The following is a 21,039-nucleotide window of genomic DNA, read 5'->3' as shown; positions in this document are numbered from 1 at the left end:
TATTCCCCGCATGCGGACATTCAATACCATGCTGACTGAACACAAAATCCCTCTGGGCGAGTACATCGCCGCCTTTGTTGAATGGCTGACAAAACACGGCGCCAACTATTTCGATTTGATTTCCTCGACCTTGGAATCATTGATCCACGGGGTAACATTTGCCCTGACGTGGTTCAATCCGCTGGCATTGATTGGCCTGATCGCGCTGCTCGCGCACTATATTCAGCGCAAGTGGGGCCTGACCGCATTCGTCATCCTTTCGTTTTTGCTGATCCTCAACCTGGGTTATTGGCAAGAAACCATGGAAACCTTGGCACAGGTGCTATTCGCGACCTTTGTGTGCGTCATCATTGGGGTGCCATTAGGCATTGTCGCTGCTCACAGACCCTTGTTCTACACCCTGATGCGTCCGGTCCTGGACCTAATGCAGACCGTACCAACCTTCGTTTACCTTATTCCTACTCTGACCCTATTTGGTCTGGGTGTAGTACCTGGCCTGATCTCGACAGTGGTGTTTGCGATAGCCGCGCCGATCCGCCTGACTTACCTGGGTATTCGCGACGTACCGCAAGAGTTGCTGGACGCTGGCAAAGCCTTCGGCTGCTCACGTCGCCAACTGCTTTCTCGCATCGAATTGCCCCACGCTATGCCAAGCATCGCGGCAGGCATCACCCAATGCATCATGTTGTCATTGTCGATGGTGGTAATCGCGGCACTGGTGGGCGCGGACGGCCTGGGCAAACCCGTGGTCAATGCGCTGAACACGGCGGACATCGCTTTGGGCTTCGAAGCAGGCCTGGCAATCGTATTGCTAGCGATCATGCTCGATCGTATCTGCAAACAACCTGATGCAAAAATACCGGGTGACGCATGAGCATAATTCGCTTTGAGAACGTAGATGTTGTTTTTGCCAGAGACCCCCGTGAAGCCCTGAAGCTTCTCGACAATGGGATGACTCGCGACCAAATCCTTAAGAAGACCGGGCAGATCGTCGGCGTTGAAAATGCGAGCCTGGACATTGAGAAAGGTGAAATCTGCGTTTTGATGGGGCTTTCCGGCTCTGGCAAATCCAGCTTGCTGCGCTGCATCAATGGCCTGAACACGGTCAGCCGCGGCAAGCTATTTGTTGAACACGAGGGCGCGCAAATCGATATCGCCTCGTGCACACCCGCTGAACTGAAGTTGATGCGTACTAAGCGTATCGCCATGGTCTTCCAAAAATTCGCGCTAATGCCTTGGCTTACGGTTCGCGAGAACATCAGTTTCGGCTTGGAAATGCAGCACCGTGCGCCTCAAGAACGTAACAAGTTGGTAGATGAAAAACTCGAGCTAGTAGGCCTTGTCCAATGGCGCAATAAGAAACCCAACGAGCTTTCCGGTGGCATGCAACAGCGTGTCGGTCTAGCTCGCGCGCTGGCCATGGACGCCGATATTCTGTTGATGGACGAGCCGTTTTCCGCGCTCGACCCGCTGATCCGCCAAGGCCTTCAAGACGAACTGCTGGAACTGCAACGCAAGCTGAACAAAACTATCGTGTTCGTAAGCCACGACCTTGATGAAGCCCTAAAGCTAGGCAGCCGGATCGCGATCATGAAAGACGGTCGGATTGTCCAATACAGCAAGCCTGAAGAAATCGTCCTCAACCCGGCCGATGACTACGTAAGAACCTTCGTTGCTCACACCAATCCCCTCAACGTGTTGTGCGGCCGCAGCCTGATGCGAACACTGGATAACTGCACTCGCGTAAACGGTGAAGTGTGTCTCGATCCGGGCGGTGATTCGTGGATTGGCTTGGGTGAAGGCAATTCCGTCACTGGCGCTCGACAAGGTGCAGCCAATATCGACCTTCAAAATTGGGCTCCGGGACAATCGGTGGAAACCCTAGGCCGCCGTCCAACCTTGGTGCATTCCAACATCGGCATGCGCGACGCGCTGCAAATCCGCTACCAGACCGGCAATAAACTGGTCCTACAGGAAGACAACAAAGTGGTCGGTATCCTGGGTGACAGCGAGCTATACCACGCATTGCTAGGCAAAAGTCTCGGCTGACACCTTATTCTCTGTAAGAGCCAACTTGTAGGCGAGAGGCTTTGGGCGGTGTACCGATTACATCGCCTTGCCAACAAGTGGGTGTCTGCAGTTTCCCCTTATCGACCTTCGCAAAGCTGCCCAACTATCCGCCCATCATTTTTTATTGATTGAACGTTCAATTAAAACTAAATAGACTGGCCATCGCAGAAACGGTCACTTCAGGACCATTGAGCGACCAAAGGAGACGCTTGATATGCCCAAAGTCGGTATGCAACCCATCCGCCGTCAACAGCTGATCCACGCCACTCTAGAGGCGGTTGATCAAGTTGGAATGGGAGACGCCAGCATTGCGCTGATCGCTCGCTTGGCGGGTGTGTCCAACGGCATCATCAGTCACTACTTTCAGGACAAAAACGGCCTGATCGCAGCGACCATGCGTCATTTGATGAATGCCCTGAGCCAGAGCGTTCACGACCGCCGTCTGGCACTCGGCGACGACAACCCACGGGCTCATCTTCAAGTCATCATCGAAGGTAACTTCGATGCCAGCCAAGTCAACGGCCCGGCAATGAAAACCTGGTTAGCCTTCTGGGCCACCAGCATGCACCAGCCGTCATTGCACAGGTTGCAGAGGATCAACGATCACCGGCTTTATTCAAACCTGTGCTGCCAATTTCGCCGAGTGCTGTCATTGAGCGAGGCGCGCACCGCTGCTCGCGGCCTGGCGGCATTGATCGACGGTTTGTGGTTACGCGGCGCGCTGTCAGGCGATGCATTCGACACCGAGCAAGCGCAGCAAATCGCTTACGAATATATGGACTTCCAACTGGCAAAACAGGCGAGCTAGTGCGTTCTTGCGCATCTGCATATCAGCCCTGTGCTCAGTAGCCTTGAAACCCAGACATACCGCACTTGCGAGGACACCATGCCCCGATTCGAACTTCAAAAACTCTACATCGATGGCGGTTACGTCGATTCCAGTAGCGACGCTACGTTCGACGCCATCAACCCGGCTAACGGCCAAATCTTGGCTACCGTGCAGCGCGCAGGCAAAGACGACGTCGAACGCGCCGTGGTCAGTGCCGAAAAAGGCCAAAAAATCTGGGCCGCCATGACCGCCATGCAGCGTTCGCGGATCTTGCGCCGCGCCGTGGACATCTTGCGTGAACGCAACGATGAGCTGGCCGACCTGGAAACCCTCGACACCGGCAAAGCGATTTCCGAAACCCGTTACGTCGACATCGTGACCGGCGCTGACGTGCTGGAATATTACGCAGGCTTGGTGCCCGCCATCGAAGGCGAGCAAATTCCTCTGCGCAGCACCTCGTTCGTGTACACCCGTCGCGAACCGCTGGGTGTAGTGGCCGGGATCGGCGCCTGGAACTATCCGATCCAAATCGCCCTGTGGAAATCCGCACCGGCGCTGGCGGCGGGCAATGCGATGATCTTTAAACCCAGCGAAGTCACGTCGCTGACCACGCTGAAGCTGGCGGAGATCTACACCCAAGCCGGCGTTCCAGATGGCGTGTTCAACGTGCTGACCGGCAGCGGCCGTGAAGTAGGCACATGGCTGACTGAACACCCGCGCATTGAAAAAATCTCGTTCACCGGCGGGACCGACACTGGCAAAAAAGTCATGGCCAGCGCGTCGAGCTCGTCGCTCAAAGACGTGACCATGGAATTGGGCGGCAAGTCACCGCTGATTATCTTCGACGACGCCGACCTTGATCGCGCCGCCGATACGGCGATGATGGCCAACTTCTACAGCTCCGGCCAAGTCTGCACCAACGGCACACGGGTGTTCATACCGCGCTCGTTGAAGGCCGCTTTCGAGGCAAAAATCCTCGAACGCGTGAAGCGCATTCGGGTTGGCAACCCGCAAGATGAGAACACCAACTTTGGTCCGCTAGTGAGTTTTGCGCACATGGAAAGCGTGCTCGGCTATATCGCCAAAGGCAAAGAAGAAGGCGCCCGCCTGCTGTGCGGGGGCGAACGGCTGACTGACGGTGAGTTCGCCAAAGGCGCATTCGTCTCGGCCACGGTGTTCACTGACTGCACTGACGACATGACCATCGTTCGCGAAGAAATTTTCGGCCCGGTCATGAGCATCCTCAGCTACGACACCGAAGAAGAAGTCATCCGCCGCGCCAACGACACCGAGTTCGGTTTGGCGGCGGGCGTCGTCACCAAAGACCTGAACCGCGCCCACCGCGTGATTCACCAGCTTGAAGCCGGCATCTGCTGGATCAACGCTTGGGGCGAATCAGCGGCAGAAATGCCGGTAGGAGGTTACAAACAATCAGGTGTCGGCCGTGAAAACGGGATCAGCTCGTTGGCGCAATACACCCGTATCAAGTCGGTGCAGGTAGAGCTTGGGGAATACACGTCGGTGTTTTGATCCCTACTGGCATCTTCGCAAATGATTTCGCTCCCACAGAGAAATGAATATCACCTGTGGGAGAAAACTCATTGGCAAAGATAGCCTAACTGACCCACCCCACCCATTCATCGAGGGTGCATTTAATGTCCCAAGAATTCGACTACATCATCATCGGAGCTGGCTCCGCTGGTAATACCCTGGCCGCCCGCCTGACCGAAGACCACGGCGTCAGCGTGCTATTGCTGGAAGCGGGAGGCCCGGATTATCGCTTCGATTTCCGCACACAAATGCCTGCTGCGCTGGCCTTCCCACTGCAAGGTCGCCGCTACAACTGGGGCTACGAAACCGACCCGGAACCGCACATGGACAACCGGCGCATGGAATGTGGCCGTGGCAAGGGCCTGGGCGGTTCTTCGCTGATCAATGGCATGTGCTACATCCGTGGTAATGCCATGGACTACGACGGCTGGGCGAAAAACCCAGGTTTGGAAAACTGGAGCTACCTCGATTGCCTGCCGTATTTTCGCAAAGCCGAAACCCGCGATATCGGCCCGAACGATTTCCACGGCGGCGATGGTCCGATCAGCGTGACCACACCCAAAGCCGGCAACAACCCGCTGTTCAAGGCCATGGTTGAAGCGGGCGTACAAGCCGGTTACCCACGCACTGACGACCTCAACGGTTATCAGCAAGAAGGCTTCGGCCCAATGGACCGCACCGTGACCCCCGAGGGCCGGCGTGCCAGCACCGCTCGCGGCTATCTTGATCAAGCCAAACAACGCTCGACCCTGACCATCGTTACCCACGCGTTGACCGACCGAATTTTATTCGATGGCAAACGGGCGGTGGGCGTGGCTTACCTGGTCGGCGACAGCGACGCACGCATCGAAGCCTCCGCACGCAAGGAAGTGCTGCTGTGCAGCGGCGCGATTGCCTCGCCACAAATCCTGCAACGCTCCGGCGTCGGCCCGGCACAGGTGCTGCGCCAACTGGATATTCCAGTGATTCATGACCTGCCCGGCGTGGGTCAGAACCTTCAAGACCATTTGGAAATGTACCTGCAATACGCCTGCACTCAACCGGTCTCGTTGTACCCATCGCTGCTGTGGTGGAATCAGCCAGCCATCGGCGCGCAGTGGATGTTCCTTGGCAAAGGCATTGGTGCCAGCAACCAATTTGAAGCGGGCGGCTTCATCCGTTCGAGCGACGTATTCGAGTGGCCGAATATTCAGTACCACTTCTTGCCAGTGGCGATTAACTACAACGGCAGCAATGGCGTTAAAGAGCATGGTTTCCAGGCGCACGTCGGCTCGATGCGCTCGCCAAGCCGTGGCCGGGTTCAGGTGAAGTCCAAAAACCCGCGCGAATACCCAAGCATCCTGTTCAATTACATGGCCACCGAACAGGACTGGCAGGAATTTCGTGACGGCATCCGCTTGACCCGGGAAATCATGCAGCAACCGGCACTGGACCCCTACCGGGGTCGCGAAATCAGTCCAGGGCTTGAGGTGCAGACTGATGAGCAACTTGATCAGTTCGTGCGCGAACACGCCGAAACCGCGTTCCATCCGTCGTGCTCGTGCAAAATGGGCAGCGATGACATGGCCGTGGTCGATGGCGAAGGCCGGGTGCATGGTCTGCAAGGATTACGCGTGGTCGATGCCTCAATCATGCCGCTGATCACCACCGGCAACCTCAATGCACCGACGATCATGATCGCCGAGAAAATCGCCGATAACATCCGGGGTCGTACACCCTTGCCGCGCAGCACAGCGGATTACTACGTGGCCGGCAATGCGCCCGCCCGTGGCAAACCGCTGCGGGAAGTGAGCCGCTAACCTCTGTAGGAGGGTCCGCCACGTCTTCGACGCCGCGCTGTCGCGCAGCAAACTGTGTGGCACTTTGTGTGGTTTGAGGTTGCAGGGTGTCAAGACTGAAGCCTTCCCGAATGAATTCGGTCCCACATTTTGGCGCTGCACAGATTCTGTAGGAGCTGCCGAAGGCTGCGATCAGGTCCGAAGGACCTTCGCCAACAAGTTGGCTCCTACAGATGGCCGCCTGCCCGCAGATCGTCTGTGAATTGAATATCGAATTGCGGAAAGAGGCCCCGTGAAACCATGCGGCCGAACGCAGGCGTTGCGCAGGGGGTAACGAGGCAAGGATGCCAAGTAAGCCGTGCGCGGCCAGGGATGGCCGCTCACGGCGACCCCCGGAGCGACGCCGGAGTGAGGGAAGACCGAGCCTAAGCGAGGGCCCGCGTGGTGGGGCAAGCTCTTTTGGCGGGACCTTTTTGCGGTTCGGCGCCCCGACGGTTGAAAAAGGTTCCTCGCAGTAAAAGCGAAACCATAATTTCAGCCCTCACAAATGCCGGATATACACGCCAAACCCAGCACCAACCCATTGTTTTTAAAAGATTAAAAAGTAGTTTGATAAGAGCCAATGTGTTGGCGACAGGCTTGATGCGGCGAGCCACGCACACCGCGTCAAGCCTTCGCGCACGGAAGCGATCCGTCAGCCGGCCTTAAAACCCGAACTTAGGTGGAAATTTCGACAGCGGCGGATGGGTTTTCGCCCACTCTTTGGCGTAGGCCTTGCCGGCTTCGATTTGCTCGGGGGTCATTTTGGCGGCGACCTTTGGCAGTTCCCGCCCTCCGTAGCCTGGCGATAACGGCCCCCTGCCGGGGTTCGCCTCTGCCATGAGCAGTGTTAGACCGTAGGCTTTTACCAGATCAAGCGGGTAGCCGACTTCGTCGGGCATATGCGCGGCCCATGCGGCATAGTCGGACATGGCGCCAAAGTCACCGGCTTTGGCCGATTTCTCAATCCAATACGCAAACCCTTGGCGGTCTCCGTGCTTTTTCAGCAGATCGGCGTAACTGTTCATGCCGGGTGGATAGCCGCCTTCTGCCGAGGACTTGTACCATTTCTCGATTTCTTTTTCCCGGTTGCCGGGGATCAGAAAAGTGCCGACACCTTCTTTATATAACGAGCCGAGCCATTCCTGTGCAACAGGGAAGCCGGACTCCGCAGCTTTGATCAACCAATCAAATTGACCGGTCATCATGAAAAGTTGCTGCATGGCCTCACCATTCCCCTGAGCAGCTCTTTCTTTAGCCAACGAGCGGGCCCTTTCCAGCCACTCTTGAGGTGTTTTTATATCCGCCGGGCAGTTCTCCATGATGTGGCAAAGGTCATCACCTTTATCGGACAATCGCATCATGGCGTAAATATCACCTTGTTCGGCGGCAGCTTCGTAAAGCGCTTGTGCCTCGGCAGTGATATATTTTTTTCGGATCCGTATAAGTTCTGCCAAATAATATTGCGACTCTCCATCGCCAGCCCCGGCTGCTATTTCAAGAAAAGGCTTCGATGTATAGCCATCATCCATATTGTAAAGAAAGACACCCTTAACCCGTGCCTCCTCTTGCTCTGGCGTTAATTCAGCCCATGCACTGTTGCAGACAATGAACAACGTAAAGATCGACTTTATTAAATAAACAAACACTTTATGCATGCAGTTGCCCTCCATAGTAATGGACGCTTCATTTTCAAATGAAGCGCCCAGCAACTATTAAAACCCGAACTTAGGTGGAAATCTCGACAGCGGCGGATGGGTTTTTGCCCATTCTTTGGCGTAGGCTTTGCCGGCTTCGATTTGTTCGGGGGTCATTTTGGCGGCGACCTTTTTCAGTACCCGCCCTCCGTAGCCTGGCGATGACGGTCCTCTTCCGGGGTCAGCTTCTGCCATGAGCAGTGTCAGGCCATAGGCTTTTACCAGATCAAGCGGGTAGCCGACTTCGTCGGGCATATGCGCGGCCCATGCGGCATAGTCGGACATGGCGCCAAAGTCACCGGCTTTGGCCGATTTCTCAATCCAATAAGCAAACCCTTGGCGGTCTCCGTGCTTTTTCAGCAGATCGGCGTAACGGTTCATACCCGGTGGATAACCGCCTTCCGCCGAGGCCTTGTACCATTTAGCGATTTCTTTTTCTCGGTTGCCGGGGATTAGAAAAGTGCCTACACCTTCTTTGTATAAAGAACCGAGAAACTCCTGCGCTTCAGGGAAACCAGCCTCCGCTGCTTTGATTAACCAATCAAGATGAGTGGTCATCAAGAAAAGCTGCTGCATGGCTTCACCATCCCCCTGAGCGGCTCGCTCTTTGGCCAGTGCGCGAGCGGTTTCCGACCATTGCTGAGGTGTTTTTATATCCGGTGGGCAGTTCTCCATAATGTGGCAAAGGTCGTTTTTTTTATTGGCTAATCGCATCATCGAGTAGATATCGCCTTTTTCGGCGGCAGCTTCGTACAGCGCTTGTGCCTTCGGCGTTATGAATTTGTTGTTCCGCCTAAGAATTTCAGCTAAATAATACTGCGATTCCGTGTCCCCAGCTTCGGCTGATATTTCAAGGAAAGGGCTTGCCTTTGCACTACTGATCATATTCAAGAAAAATAGACCCTGGCTGCGCGCCTCTTCTTGCTCGGGCGTTAATTCAGCCCAAGCACTGTTACAGACAATGAACAACGTGAAGATCGACGTTGTGATGTAAACAAACAGTTTATGCATGCAGTTACCCTCCACAGTAATGGACGCTTCATTTTCAAATGAAGCGCCCAGCAACTATTAAAACCCGAACTTAGGTGGAAATCTCGACAGCGGCGGATGGGTTTTTGCCCATTCTTTGGCGTAGGCTTTGCCGGCTTCGATTTGTTCGGGGGTCATTTTAGCGGCGACCTTTGGCAGTGCCCGCCCTCCGTACCCGGGCGATGACGGCCCACTGCCGGGGTCCGCTTCTGCCATGAGCAGTGTCAGGCCATAGGCTTTTACCAGATCAAGCGGGTAGCCGACTTCGTCGGGCATGTGCGCGGTCCAGACAGCGTAGTCGGACATGGAGCCAAAGTGACCGGCCTCCGCTGCTTTTTCCGTCCAGTAACCAGCCCCTTGAAGATCTTTAAGCTTTTTTAGCTTATCGGCATAACTACTCATCCCTGGCACATAGCCACCTTCCGCCGAGGCCTTGTACCATTTCTCAATTTCTTTTTCCCGGTTACCGGGAATCAGGAAAGTGCCAAACCCATCTTCGTATATACCCCCGAGCCTGTATTGAGCTCTTGGAAAACCGACCTCTGCTGCTTGGGTTAGCCAGTCGATTTTACCGGTCAGCAAAAAAAGCTGGTATATCGCTTCGGCATTGCCTCGACTTGCCCGTTCCTTAGCAAGTTCAAGAGCAGCTTTCGACCACTGTTGAGGTGTTTTTATATCAGGCGGGCAGTTCTCCATAATGTGACAAAGATCATCTTTTTTTCGGCCAACCGCATCATGGCGTAAATATCGCCTTTTTCGGCGGCAGCTTCGTACAATGCTTGCGCCTCGGCGGTGATATATTTTTTTCGGAGCCGTATAAGTTCTGCCAAATAATATTGCGACTCTCCATCGCCAGCCCTGGCAGCAATTTCAAGAAACGGCTTCGACGTATAGCCATCATTCATATTGTAAAGAAAGATGCCCTTAACCCGAGCCGCCTCTTGCTCTGATGTTAATTCAGCCCATGCACAATTACTTAATAGAAATAATAGGCCGGATATTTTTCGCGCGACAATCAATACTTTGGCCATGGTGCCAACTCCGCCCCCGCCTCTGGTTTCCAGAATTGTGTCGTTGTTGAAAATCCACAGGTGTTATCCATCGCCTCGCCCAATCGACGCCGCACTTTTATATAACGTTCTTGCATACCTCTATCTTCTATTTTTTCACCAGCATTTGCCGCCATAAAATTACTCATTCGGTATACATTCCGGCAATAAATCCGATCGGAGCGAACAGGTTTGTCAAAAGATGCAAAACGCAATACTGCTTTGCCAAACCGCTCCTGCGCCGACGCCAGGCTTTCATAGCCGATCTTGTTGTGTGCGTTTGCCGTGGCGTTCTCATAGATGGACGTTAAAATGATTTCGATCGCTTGCTGCTGAACTAAGTGAGCCTCTCGACGGTTGTATTCTTTTTTGTACCCTCCCTGTTCGACAGTAAAGGCTGTCGGTGTGCTAAGCAGCGTATCCAGCAACGACCCCAATCCTTCGGGCGTCAACCTGGAATACCACTGTTTAAAATCGACGTTTTTTACGTTTATTACAAGCTCCCGCGCCATCGGTCCCGCCCGCCCGCCGGCCTTTATCGCGTCATACATCCGATTAACAATGTTATACCCCCTCAAGAACACCCACTGTATGTCCACGCCCAGCGCGCTGAGCAGTTGCAGTTTGCTGAAGTAAGCGAAAGCTTCCGGTTGTACCCAGACCATTTTTTTATAGTTGTTTTCAACCAGTGCCTTATTGAAGATGTCCAGGATCTGGATAATTGCCTTGTAGCCCACGATGAAGTTGAAGGCGCCCTGCACGCCGGGGCCGGCGATGATGGTGGCGTTCATGCGCAGGATCACGTAGCCGTTTTGCAGGGACAGGGTTAGCCCGGCATTGGTGCCGACACCCAAGGCGGCGGAGGCGTCAATCCCGAGGGTGGCGAGTTCCAGCCAACCGTCGTTGTCTACGTGCTTTTTGAAGACCGGGTGACGCAGGGTCAGCAAGTCGTCGGGCGGGGTCCAAAGCAGTGAGCCGTTGATTTTGATCCCGGCTTGCGCGCCGGCGAACAGGTTGAACTGTCCACCAAGCACCTCGTCGTGGCGGATGTGGGGCCTCAGGCCGGATTCTGCGCGACTGAGACGGCGTTCCGCATCACGCCCGGTGTCGAGGCCGAGTTCGTCGTTTTCCTGTTTGTTCGGGCCCACGCGCAGGTTGGCGCTGAGCATCATTGAGGCGCCGGCGAAGCCCCAGGCTTTGAGGCTGCCGCTCAGGCAAAACGCCCCGATCGAGACAGTGCCGTTCGCGACTTTCTGGCCCTGGTCGTCGTTCTCGTTTGTGTAACTCAGCGTTAACGCTTTCGCCTCGGCCCGGCTTGGCAGCTCAAACGAGGCCACCTCGATTTCGCCCTGCGCCAGGTTGACGTCCAGCGTCACGTTGGCCGACGCGCCTAGGCCTTTTTTCATGCTGACGCTGGGGGCCAGTACTTGGCTGGCAAGTTGCACGTCGCTCTGGCCCTGGGTCAAGCACCGGATCAAGCGCGCTTGCGGGCTGTTGTCGTAAAGGCGCAGGGGGCCGAGGGTGCTGTGTTTGAAAAGCATTTGCCGCAGGTCTTTACCCCACGCGTCGAAGGTGGCGTCGTCGCGCAGGTTTTCGATGTAGATTTTTTCGGTGTTGATGTAACGCTTGAACGTTTCAGGCTGAAAGAAGCCGTTGCGGTCGAACCAGCCGTCCTGGATGTCAAGGGGCCGAGCGTCGTTCATTCTCAGCCACGAGGTGAACAGGTCCGGGTCGGCAGAGGCAGTGCCCGCCGCCAGTTTTAAGGTGGGATCTTTGGCTTGGGCCAGTGTTTTTTTGAGGTCTTCCTTGAGCAGGTCCCGGGTGCGTTGATTGAGGTGTTTGAATACGTCGGTGAGGCTCAAGTGGCGCAGGCGCGTGCGCTCGGTGGGGACGCTGATTTCTCGCAGCGGGAAGTTTGTGCGCACCAGCCGTTGTTGCGGTTGTGGCGCGAAGTTCTCAGGGTTCCAAAGCAGGTGGCGTTGGGGGCTGGAGTGTCTGACGAATGCTTGGGCCTGTTTCTTCAGCGCCTGTTCCTGGGCGTCAAGCGCCTGCCACTGCACGGCTTCGGTGGTGAACAGGCTGCTCGGCGGCTGTTGTTTGGCGACGTCGACCCAATTGTCGAAGGATTTTTCCACGTGTTGATTCAGGGCTGCTTTTTGCCTGAGCAACGCGTGGTATTTCTCGTACGCTTCGAACCCTTGCTCAATATTCCCGTGGTCGCCTTGCAGGGCGTATTCGGGCAAGGCCAGGCCGTAAGCGGCGGCTTCGAGAAAGGTTTTAACCAGTTCGGAATAGTGGAATTGCCCTCTGGACTGAAGAAGCCACAGCTCAACGTCCCGTCGCGGCTCGGTGCGGTGGGCATTTGCGTACTGCAACTCAGCAATGATTTCCGTGTATTCCTGTTGATACTTCTCCAGTTCTGCGGGACTAAAGTGTGCTTTGCCCTGATCGACGAAGACCTGGCGCTGCTTGAGGTAGCGTTGAATAATTTCGCGCGCATTCATCGCCTCGGCGCTGTACAGACGCCCGCCTTCAAAGCTGTAGCCGCGTTCTAGGGCGATTTTATGGCCCAGAGCGTCGAATACGGCCTGCTCGCGGCGTAACGGCAAGGCGGCCTGTTGCTGTTGGTTGACGTGCTTGAGCTGCTCAACCGTGAGATTCGGTACGTGCTTGACGTCCTGCAAGCCCTCTTCGCGGACCCCGAAACGCCCGAGGTCGTGCCCTATCTGCTCCAACTCATGCTCGATCTGCAAATACCGCTGGCTGTCCTGCGCATCCAGAAAGCTGCTGGTTTTGGGCTCCAGAAAGGGTTCCAGTAAGTCCGCGTCATTCAACGCGCTAACCCGCGAATCCGGATCACTGGTCAGCAGTTTCTTTTTCAGGTCATCGGCGGCTTCGACCAGCGTATTTAACGTGTGTTCGCGCAGCAGCCAGAAGCGCTCCTGGCCGACCTCATAAATAATATCCGCGTAGTGCCCGGGGCTTTTACACGCCTGCTCGCCACAGAAATTGATACTGCACTGTTCAGGCGGCGCGGCAATGGGGTCCAGGTGCAACACCCCCTGGGCGTTGCTATCTGCTGCGGGCGGTGGGCTGTCCGGCACAGGCGCCACGGGCACGTCGGTAGTGTCCGGCACGTTCAGCGTCCACCCGGTGCGGAGGTAGTTCGGGTTATTGATAAAGGGGTTGAGGCGCCGTAATTCGTTAACGCTGCTACTTAATCGTTGCGCGATAGCGCTGAGGGTGTCCCCTTGCTGGACGGTATAAAGACGCGTGGTCATGGCTGTAACTCCTGAAGCAATTGCTCGACCCGATGGTGTGGCCGTTGGTGCGAGGTGAGTATGGGGAGCAGGTCTTCGCGCTCACGCAGATCGCCATGGGTGACCAGCGCAGACAGCTGCAACAGGTGACCGTCAGCGCCGATGCCGTGCTTCACGAAAAAATCGAGGTTGCTGATAACGCGGGGCAGCTCGGGGTCTGGCACCTGAGCAAAGTGCTGCGGGTACTGCCGCAGCCAGTGCAGCCAGCGGATGTCGGTGTAGGTCGAGTACAGGGTGTCAGGGAAAGTGAGGGGGTATTGGCAAGGCCCGGTGGCCGGCGTTTCGGCTTCCCAGACATGCCACTGATGGGCGGTGGGATCAACGGCAGGGACCGGGGTGTAGACCTCATGCCACGGACCAAACAGGCAGGCATGTTGCCCAACGTTCTCCATGGCCAGCGCGGCCCAGATAACGGGGTCGTGAATGGCCAATACACCGGACGGGGTCATGCTCAACAATGTGCGAGCGTGCGCCAGTGCCTGAACCGGGTCGGCGCAGGCAAGGGCTATACCGGCTGGACGTTGATGGCATACCTTCGCCAGCCCATCGACGCACTGAGCATTGACCACAAACCAGGAAGGCCCTTGGGCCATCTGCGCCTGAAACGGCGTGCCGGACCACAGGGGCTCAACCTTGAACTGCGCACCTTTTTGCATCAGTACCGCCCATGCGGCAGTGGCGTGGGCAGCTTCGATAAGGAACGCCATCTTCTGCCCATGTTCCAGGCGAGGACAGTCCAGAGTGGGGCGGTTAAGAAACCGGGGGATCGCGTCAGGCATAAAAACGGTTCGTCCTTATGAAGTGTCAGAAAGGGCGAAACATGCCGTGAATAAAGCGCCGCTTCAATGCGGGGGGACACGAAAGAGACGTTTCCTGTATGGCTTGAGGATTAGTCTTACAAAGATAAAGAAAAGACAGCGCACCCACAGCGTATGGGCTGCTCGCTAGGATTTCGCAGGCCCGGTTGGCGCGCAACAAACGAGTCAAGCTTGATCCCGACGGGTGCGCGGGCCTAATCTATCGCCACGCAAACGATCACCCCCCGCTCTATTCGACAAGCCGGCAATGACTGGCCACGAGGCTTTCTCCATGTTTGATGTAGTGTCTTCGAGCACATGGCCCACGGGCTATCTGATCAACCCAAACGCTGAACCCCTCGATCCGATGTGGCTTCAAGCTTTTAGCAAAATTCCCGCCGCCGCCGTCAGTGACTGCTTGGGCCGCAATGTGGGCGGCCTGGGACTCAAATCGTTCCACGGCAACGCGCCAATGCTTGGCAGCGCCTTGACCGTTCGCGTTCGTCCCGGCGACAACTTGATGATTCTCAAAGCCATGCAGATGGCCCGTCCCGGCGATGTGCTGGTGATTGATGGCAGTGCCGACCTGACCCGCGCAGTGTTCGGCGGCATCATGCGCGCCATGGCACTCAAGGCCGGTATTGTTGGCGTGGTCATCAACGGCGCCCTGCGTGACCTGGACGAATGGCAAACCGGCGAGCTTCCGGCCTATGCCATCGGCGGCGTGCATCGGGGTCCGAGCACCGACGGCGGCGGCGAAATCAACGTACCTATTTCCTGCGCAGGCATGCTGGTCATGCCCGGTGATTTGATGATTGGTGACGGCGATGGCGTTGTTGCTGCCGCCCGTGCCGAGCTGCCTGAGTTGCTGGAGCGCTGCAAAGATTTGCTGGCGCGGGAACAAGCGACCTTGGCGGCCATCGAATCAGGCACGCTGGACCCGGATCGTTTTGACGCCATTCTGCGCAGCAAGGGTTGCCCGGTTTAAGCGATCAGGCCTTCGCGAATGAACTCATTCCCACAGTAGATTTGCGCAATTGCGGGGGACACTGTAGGACCGAATTTATTCGGGAAACGGTCAACGCGGTGTATCTGATACTCCGCGTCGCGGCCTTCGCGAATGAATTCGCTCCCACAGATCAGCGTAAGCCCCTGTGAAACCAATTCATCCGCGACGGCATCAGCCCATTTGACGGAGCCATTCTGCATGTTCGATTTCTCCGCTCAGCTCAAGCAGCGGTTTAGCGCGCTGCGCAGCCCTGCCGAATTTTTCTCCCTGCGTTACGTCCGACACACCAGTCAGCACTTGTCCGTGCGCAAGAACGTCGCCGAGCCGCCTTACCTGAGTACTGATGAAGGCGCGATGCTGACCGTGCGCGTCAATGGCGTCGAAGCCTATGCGGCGACCAACGATCTCTCGCAACGCGGGCTGCAAGCAGCACTTGAGCAGGCCGAGCAACACGCCCGGCGTTTGGCGCCTTACGCCCTGCTCGACCTCCGCGATCAGCCGGTCTCCAACAGCTGCGCCGATTACCTGTCGCCGCACCTGGCCGATGTGTTTCCATCATTGGGCGATTGCTATCAACTGCTATCAACCGAATCGTCAGCGGTGCCCAGCGACAAACGCCTGGTGAGCTGGCAAGTCAGTCTTGGGCTGGAAAACGTCGAGCAAATCTACTTGAACACCGCAGGCGCCGAGGTTCGTCTGGCCCAGCGCTACGTTTATCCGGGCATGAGCGTCACGGCGTATGACGGCAGCGACAGCCAAACCCGAAGCCTGGGCCGCGATAATTTCGGCCAACAGGGCGGCGCAGAGGTCATCAGCAACTGCGGATTGATCGGCGCCGCTGCACAGGTCGCCGATCAAGCGCTGCAACTGATCATGGCGCCGAATACCCCGTCCGGGCCGCGAGACCTGCTGTTGACGCCCGACCAAATGATCCTGCAAATCCACGAGTCCATTGGTCACCCCCTGGAGCTGGACCGGATTCTCGGTGATGAACGCAATTACGCTGGCACCAGTTTCGTCAAAGCCAGTGATTTTGGCAGCCTGCAATACGGCTCCGAACTGCTCAACGTGACGTTCAATCCAGACATCCCCGAACAGCTGGCGAGTTACAGCCACGACGATGACGGCACCCCCGCCAGCAAACAATTTCTGATCCGCGACGGTGTGCTGGTCCGACCATTGGGCGGTGCGCTGTCGCAATTTCGATCTGGCATGGAAGGCGTTGCCAACAGCCGCGCATGCAGCTGGAACCGTCCTCCCATCGACCGCATGGCCAACTTGAACATTGAACCCGGAGACACGCCCCTTCACCAACTGATCGGCAACATTGAGCACGGTATCATGATGTCAACCAATCGCTCATGGTCCATCGATGACGCACGCAACAAGTTCCAGTTCGGTTGCGAGTGGGGCCAATTGATCGAGAACGGCGAACTCAAAGGCGTGGTGAAAAATCCGAACTATCGAGCGATCTCCGCGCAGTTTTGGCGCAACCTCGCCGCCGTGGGCGATGCCAGCACCTTCGAGGTCCTGGGCACGCCTAAATGCGGCAAAGGCGAACCCAACCAAGTGGTGCGTGTCGGCCACGCCTCACCCGCCTGCGTGTTCTCGCAGGTTGATGTATTCGGAGGGGACGCTTAATGGAACACCTGACTCAGCAACAACAATTCACCGCGCTGGTCGATTGGCTGCGTGGCGCGATTGCCGCCCCCGAAGCGTTCACCTTGGGCTACAACGCCGAAGCCTCAGAATTCATTCGTTTCAACCATGCCAAAGTGCGTCAGGCCGGGCATGTGCAGCAGGCTGATTTGAACCTCAAGTTGATCAACGATGGCCGTCATGCTGACTTGCGCTTGACCTTGTCGGGGGACGCCGAGGTTGATCAAAGTCGCTTGGCGGCGGCCTTGCAACAGTTACGGGAAACCCTGGTGTTGTTGCCGCAAGACCCGTACTTGCTGCCCAACACTGACGATTGGCAGATCAGCAACACTCAGCATCAACCCCTGCCAGACAGCGCGCGGGTGCTGGCGCAAATCAGCGAATTGGCCGAAGGCCTGGACCTGGTGGGATTTTATGCCGCAGGCCCGTTGTACCGGGGTTTCGCCAGTTCATGGGGCGCGCTGGGTTGGCATCAGGCGAATAGTTTCAACTTCGACTGGAGCCTGTTTCACGCCAACGGTCAGGCGGTGAAAGCGAGCTATGCCGGGGATCACTGGGACGACCAGACGTTCGCCCAGCGCTTCCAGCAAGCCCGGAAACAACTCGAGTTTCTTGGTCGACCCCTGCATGCCTTAGCGCCCGGCGAATACCGCGCGTACCTGGCTCCTGCGGCACTTGAAGAAGTGATCGGCATGCTCTGCTGGGGTGGCTTTTCCGCCGACGCCATCGCCAGTAAAACCAGCCCGTTACAGCGGCTGTACAACGGCGACGCGCACCTCAGCCCGTTGGTGAGCCTGAACGAACAGGTCACCGGCTCGTTGTCGCCTGCGTTCTCCGGCGAAGGCTATCCGCGCAGTGACTTGTCGCTGATCAGCGAAGGCCGCGCCCACGAACAACTGGTCGGTTCGCGCAGCGCGGCGGAATATGGCCTGACCGCCAATGGTGCGGGCGGCGGCGAATCTCCCAGCGCCCTGAGCATGGCCGGCGGAACCCTGGCGCTGAAAGATATCCTCAAGCAACTCGGCACCGGGCTGTACATCAGCAATTTGTGGTACCTGAATTTCTCTGATCAATCCGCTGCACGCTTGACCGGCATGACCCGCTTTGCCACGTTCTGGGTCGAAAACGGCGAAATACAAGCGCCGGTCAATACCATGCGTTTCGACGACAGCGTCTACAGTCTGCTGGGCAGCGCACTCGAACAATTAACCCGCGAAACGGAACTGATTCTGTCCGCCAGCACTTACAGTCAACGTCAAACCGCTTCAAGCCTGCTGCCAGGCGCGTTGATCAGTCGCTTGACCCTCACGCTCTAAGGAACGTATGCCAACCAGCACACCGATTCTGGACGCCCGAACCCTGCGCTGGTTGCCATGGGTCGTCGCCATCGCGTTTTTCATGCAGAGCCTCGACGGCACGATTCTCAATACCGCCCTTCCGGCCATGGCCCGCTCGCTGAATGAAGACCCCTTGCGCATGCAGTCGGTGGTCATTGCTTACATGCTCACCGTGGCGTTGTTGATTCCGGCCTCGGGCTGGATCGCCGACCGGTTTGGCATCAAGCGGATTTTCTTTAGCGCGATCCTGTTGTTCAGCCTTGGCTCGCTGCTGTGTGCGCTGTCCAGTTCGTTGGGCATGCTAGTCGCGGCGCGAGTGGTTCAAGGCCTGGGCGGCGCGTTGATGGTGCCCATCGGGCGCTTGATTGTGTTACGCGCCTACCCGCGATCAGATCTGGTGCGGATCATGAGTTTCATCACCGTACCCGCTTTATTGGGGCCGCTGATGGGCCCGACCGTGGGTGGCTGGATGGTCGAATACCTGAGCTGGCATTGGATATTTCTGATCAATATTCCGGTAGGTCTGATCGGTTGCTACGCGATCAACGCACTGGTGCCGAACTTGCCGGGCGGCGGTCGCACGCGTTTTGATGGGGTTGGTTTTCTATTGTTCGGCGCCTCAATGGTCCTGATTACTATCGCACTTGAAGGCTTGGGCGAATTGCACCTGCCGCATATGCGCGTGGTCCTGTTGTTGTTTGGCGGAATGGCGTGCCTGGCGGCTTACTGGCTAAGGGCCGGGAATATCAACTATCCCTTGTTCGCCCCCGCGCTGTTTCGCACGCGGTCATTTGCCGTGGGTATTTTCGGCAATTTATTCTCGCGCCTCGGCAGTGGCGCCCTGCCGTTTCTCGTACCGCTGTTGCTGCAAGTGGCGCTGGGCTATTCGCCGTCCCAAGCGGGGATGAGCATGATCCCGCTGGCGGTTGCCGCGATGATTTCCAAATCATTGGCGCGGCCGCTCATTGAGCGTCTGGGTTTTCGCATCGTACTTACCGGCAATACGTTTCTGCTGGGCTTGCTGCTGGCCAGCCTGGGTCTGGTGGATGCACAGACCCCGTATTGGTTGCTGTTGATCCACCTCGGATTTGTGGGTGCGGTGAACTCGCTGCAATTTTCCGCCATGAATGCGGTAACCCTGATAGACCTTGACGATGCGAGTGCTGCTAGCGGCAATAGCCTACTGTCAGTGGTGGCGCAACTGTCCTTGAGCCTGGGCGTGGCCTGTGCCGCAGCCTTACTCGGCGGTTTCACCGACGACATTACCGGCGGTGCAGTGAGCGGCTTATTGGGGGCGTTCCAAAAGACGTTCCTTAGCGTTGGGGTGCTGTCGATGCTGGCTGCGGGGATTTTTCTACAGCTACCCCCTCAAGGCGGACGAAGTGTTCCTCGTCAGGAACCCGAGATCCACGACTAGGACGGGACCGCGACCTGATACACTGCGCGACATTTTGTTTTGCAGGCCCGTCCCGTGACTAGCACCGCTTTTAACTCACTGCCTCTTTCCGCCCCCATGTTGGCTAACCTGGAGTCCCTTGGTTACGCCGAGATGACGCCGATTCAGGCGCAGAGCCTGCCGGTGATTCTCAAGGGGATGGACCTGATTGCTCAGGCCAAGACCGGCAGTGGCAAAACCGCCGCGTTCGGCATCGGCTTGCTCAACCCGATCAACCCACGCTTCTTCGGTTGCCAGGCATTGGTGCTGTGTCCTACCCGTGAACTGGCTGACCAAGTGGCGAAAGAAATTCGTCGTCTGGCGCGTTCGGAAGACAACATCAAGGTCCTGACCTTGTGCGGCGGCGTCTCCTTCGGGCCGCAAATCGGTTCGTTGGAGCACGGCGCGCACATCATCGTTGGCACGCCGGGGCGTATTCAGCAGCATTTGCGCAAAGGCTCGCTGGTATTGGACGGCCTGAACACGCTGATCCTCGACGAAGCTGACCGCATGCTCGACATGGGATTCTACGACGCCATCGAAAACATCATTGATCAGACACCAAAAAAACGTCAGACCTTGCTGTTCTCGGCAACTTACCCAGCCGGCATCAAGCAGCTGTCTTCGAAGTTCATGAAAGACCCGCAAACGGTCAAGGTCGAGGCGCTGCATGCCGACAGCCAGATCGAGCAGCACTTCTATGAAATCACCCCGGAAGACCGTCTCAACGCTGTGGTTAAAGTGCTTGGGCATTTCCGTCCACAGTCCTGCGTTGCGTTCTGCTTCACCAAGCAGCAGTGCCAGGAAGTAGTCGACCACCTGACCGCCAAAGGCATTTCCGCAGTCGGCCTGCACGGCGATCTGGAACAGCGTGACCGTGACCAAGTGCTGGCGATGTTCTCCAACCGCAGCACCTCGGTATTGGTTGCCACCGACGTCGCTGCTCGCGGTCTGGACATCGATGCGCTGGACATGGTGCTCAACGTTGAGCTGGCCCGTGACTCCGAAATGCACATCCACCGTGTAGGCCGTACCGGTCGCGCTGGTGAGAAAGGCCTGGCCATCAGCCTGGTTGCTCCGTCCGAAGCGCACCGCGCCCGAGCCATCGAAGACGTGCAGAAAGCCCCGCTGAAGTGGGAACAACTGGACGATTTGAAAAGCAAAGGCGGCGCACCGCTGCAACCGACCATGACCACGCTGGTGATCGGCGCAGGCCGTAAAGACAAGGTTCGCCCTGGGGATATTCTTGGCGCCTTGACCGGCGATGCCGGCATTCCAGGCACCCAGGTCGGCAAAATCGCCATTTTTGATTTCCAGGCCTACGTGGCCGTCGAAAGCGTCGTGGCCATGCAAGCGCTGGAGCGTTTGAACAACGGCAAAATCAAAGGTCGCTCGTTGCGGGTTCGGATTTTGTAAGACCCCAAAAAGCTTCCCGAATAA

The 21,039-nt window shown here is 56.9% G+C and carries 17 protein-coding genes; 10 read left to right on the top strand and 7 right to left on the bottom strand.

Annotation, left to right across the window (positions count from 1 at the left end; genetic code table 11):
- Positions 1-28 precede the first annotated feature (28 nt).
- The 5 genes from choW (at position 29) to betA (ending at position 6,249) form a co-directional block, all read left to right on the top strand.
- Positions 29-874, top strand: a complete 846-nt coding sequence (choW, locus tag RGW60_RS21410) for a choline ABC transporter permease subunit (RefSeq protein ID WP_322206479.1) — start codon at positions 29-31, stop codon at positions 872-874.
- Positions 871-2,049: a choline ABC transporter ATP-binding protein gene (choV, locus tag RGW60_RS21405; RefSeq protein WP_322206477.1), complete on the top strand. Its 1,179-nt coding sequence runs from the start codon at positions 871-873 to the stop codon at positions 2,047-2,049. The genes choW and choV overlap by 4 nt, the downstream gene beginning before the upstream one ends.
- A gap of 235 nt (positions 2,050-2,284) precedes the next feature.
- The gene (gene betI / locus RGW60_RS21400; protein ID WP_322206475.1) at positions 2,285-2,878 is read left to right on the top strand and encodes a transcriptional regulator BetI; all 594 of its coding nucleotides are present in this window, start codon (positions 2,285-2,287) and stop codon (positions 2,876-2,878) included.
- A 78-nt stretch (positions 2,879-2,956) separates the two neighbouring features.
- A complete protein-coding gene (betB, locus tag RGW60_RS21395; RefSeq protein ID WP_322206473.1) occupies positions 2,957-4,429 on the top strand; it encodes a betaine-aldehyde dehydrogenase in 1,473 nt (490 codons plus the stop codon).
- A 125-nt stretch (positions 4,430-4,554) separates the two neighbouring features.
- Complete coding sequence (gene betA, locus RGW60_RS21390; RefSeq protein ID WP_322206471.1) at positions 4,555-6,249, top strand: choline dehydrogenase; 1,695 nt, start codon at positions 4,555-4,557, stop codon at positions 6,247-6,249.
- Between the two features lie 683 nt (positions 6,250-6,932).
- On the opposite strand, the gene RGW60_RS21385 is transcribed toward betA, so the two are convergent.
- From RGW60_RS21385 to RGW60_RS21360, 6 genes are all read right to left on the bottom strand, one after another.
- Positions 6,933-7,925 (bottom strand): sel1 repeat family protein, encoded by a 993-nt coding sequence (locus RGW60_RS21385; RefSeq protein WP_322206469.1) that lies wholly within the window; start codon positions 7,923-7,925, stop codon positions 6,933-6,935.
- A gap of 57 nt (positions 7,926-7,982) precedes the next feature.
- Complete coding sequence (locus RGW60_RS21380) at positions 7,983-8,975, bottom strand: sel1 repeat family protein (RefSeq protein ID WP_322206467.1); 993 nt, start codon at positions 8,973-8,975, stop codon at positions 7,983-7,985.
- Between the two features lie 57 nt (positions 8,976-9,032).
- A complete protein-coding gene (locus tag RGW60_RS21375; protein ID WP_322206466.1) occupies positions 9,033-9,575 on the bottom strand; it encodes a hypothetical protein in 543 nt (180 codons plus the stop codon).
- Between the two features lie 89 nt (positions 9,576-9,664).
- Positions 9,665-10,024, bottom strand: coding sequence for a hypothetical protein (locus RGW60_RS21370; protein WP_322206465.1), 360 nt, complete (start codon positions 10,022-10,024; stop codon positions 9,665-9,667).
- Entirely contained in the window at positions 10,009-13,323 is a 3,315-nt protein-coding gene (locus RGW60_RS21365; RefSeq protein WP_322206464.1) for a LysM domain-containing protein, read from the bottom strand. The genes RGW60_RS21370 and RGW60_RS21365 overlap by 16 nt, the downstream gene beginning before the upstream one ends.
- Positions 13,320-14,141, bottom strand: a complete 822-nt coding sequence (locus tag RGW60_RS21360; RefSeq protein WP_322206463.1) for a hypothetical protein — start codon at positions 14,139-14,141, stop codon at positions 13,320-13,322. The genes RGW60_RS21365 and RGW60_RS21360 overlap by 4 nt, the downstream gene beginning before the upstream one ends.
- Before the next feature lie 310 nt (positions 14,142-14,451).
- On the opposite strand from RGW60_RS21360, the gene RGW60_RS21355 reads away from it, so the two are divergent.
- Positions 14,452-15,147: an RraA family protein gene (locus RGW60_RS21355; protein ID WP_322206462.1), complete on the top strand. Its 696-nt coding sequence runs from the start codon at positions 14,452-14,454 to the stop codon at positions 15,145-15,147.
- On the opposite strand, the gene RGW60_RS21350 is transcribed toward RGW60_RS21355, so the two are convergent.
- Entirely contained in the window at positions 15,144-15,368 is a 225-nt protein-coding gene (locus tag RGW60_RS21350) for a hypothetical protein (RefSeq protein ID WP_322206461.1), read from the bottom strand. The two genes, RGW60_RS21355 and RGW60_RS21350, sit on opposite strands and share 4 nt — an antisense overlap.
- Here RGW60_RS21350 and RGW60_RS21345 point away from each other — a divergent pair.
- Genes RGW60_RS21345 through dbpA form a run of 4 tightly spaced genes read left to right on the top strand, consistent with a single transcriptional unit; the run spans position 15,367 to position 21,015 of the window.
- Complete coding sequence (locus tag RGW60_RS21345) at positions 15,367-16,809, top strand: TldD/PmbA family protein (protein ID WP_322206460.1); 1,443 nt, start codon at positions 15,367-15,369, stop codon at positions 16,807-16,809. The genes RGW60_RS21350 and RGW60_RS21345 overlap by 2 nt on opposite strands.
- Positions 16,809-18,143, top strand: coding sequence for a TldD/PmbA family protein (locus RGW60_RS21340; protein ID WP_322206459.1), 1,335 nt, complete (start codon positions 16,809-16,811; stop codon positions 18,141-18,143). Before RGW60_RS21345 ends, RGW60_RS21340 begins: the two co-directional genes overlap by 1 nt.
- A gap of 7 nt (positions 18,144-18,150) precedes the next feature.
- Positions 18,151-19,581 carry a multidrug transporter subunit MdtD gene (gene mdtD / locus RGW60_RS21335; RefSeq protein ID WP_322206458.1) on the top strand — a complete coding sequence of 477 codons (1,431 nt, stop codon included), beginning with the start codon at positions 18,151-18,153 and terminating at the stop codon, positions 19,579-19,581.
- Positions 19,582-19,635: 54 nt separating this feature from the next.
- The gene (gene dbpA / locus RGW60_RS21330; RefSeq protein WP_322167297.1) at positions 19,636-21,015 is read left to right on the top strand and encodes an ATP-dependent RNA helicase DbpA; all 1,380 of its coding nucleotides are present in this window, start codon (positions 19,636-19,638) and stop codon (positions 21,013-21,015) included.
- Positions 21,016-21,039 lie beyond the last annotated feature (24 nt).

This window comes from Pseudomonas sp. AB6 (assembly GCF_034314105.1).
In the GTDB taxonomy this organism is placed as follows: Bacteria; Pseudomonadota; Gammaproteobacteria; order Pseudomonadales; family Pseudomonadaceae; genus Aquipseudomonas.
The sequence above is the reverse complement of the archived record's forward strand: the minus strand, read 5'-3'. Positions and strand labels throughout refer to the sequence as shown.

Bases quoted from the DNA above. Each gene is read 5' to 3' on its own strand.
- choW (WP_322206479.1), top strand. From the start codon at position 29: ATGCTGACTGAACACAAAATCCCTCTGGGCGAGTACATCGCCGCCTTT.
- choV (WP_322206477.1), top strand. From the start codon at position 871: ATGAGCATAATTCGCTTTGAGAACGTAGATGTTGTTTTTGCCAGAGAC.
- betI (WP_322206475.1), top strand. From the start codon at position 2,285: ATGCCCAAAGTCGGTATGCAACCCATCCGCCGTCAACAGCTGATCCAC.
- betB (WP_322206473.1), top strand. From the start codon at position 2,957: ATGCCCCGATTCGAACTTCAAAAACTCTACATCGATGGCGGTTACGTC.
- betA (WP_322206471.1), top strand. From the start codon at position 4,555: ATGTCCCAAGAATTCGACTACATCATCATCGGAGCTGGCTCCGCTGGT.
- RGW60_RS21385 (WP_322206469.1), bottom strand. From the start codon at position 7,925: ATGCATAAAGTGTTTGTTTATTTAATAAAGTCGATCTTTACGTTGTTC.
- RGW60_RS21380 (WP_322206467.1), bottom strand. From the start codon at position 8,975: ATGCATAAACTGTTTGTTTACATCACAACGTCGATCTTCACGTTGTTC.
- RGW60_RS21370 (WP_322206465.1), bottom strand. From the start codon at position 10,024: ATGGCCAAAGTATTGATTGTCGCGCGAAAAATATCCGGCCTATTATTT.
- RGW60_RS21365 (WP_322206464.1), bottom strand. From the start codon at position 13,323: ATGACCACGCGTCTTTATACCGTCCAGCAAGGGGACACCCTCAGCGCT.
- RGW60_RS21360 (WP_322206463.1), bottom strand. From the start codon at position 14,141: ATGCCTGACGCGATCCCCCGGTTTCTTAACCGCCCCACTCTGGACTGT.
- RGW60_RS21355 (WP_322206462.1), top strand. From the start codon at position 14,452: ATGTTTGATGTAGTGTCTTCGAGCACATGGCCCACGGGCTATCTGATC.
- RGW60_RS21345 (WP_322206460.1), top strand. From the start codon at position 15,367: ATGTTCGATTTCTCCGCTCAGCTCAAGCAGCGGTTTAGCGCGCTGCGC.
- RGW60_RS21350 (WP_322206461.1), bottom strand. From the start codon at position 15,368: ATGCAGAATGGCTCCGTCAAATGGGCTGATGCCGTCGCGGATGAATTG.
- RGW60_RS21340 (WP_322206459.1), top strand. From the start codon at position 16,809: ATGGAACACCTGACTCAGCAACAACAATTCACCGCGCTGGTCGATTGG.
- mdtD (WP_322206458.1), top strand. From the start codon at position 18,151: ATGCCAACCAGCACACCGATTCTGGACGCCCGAACCCTGCGCTGGTTG.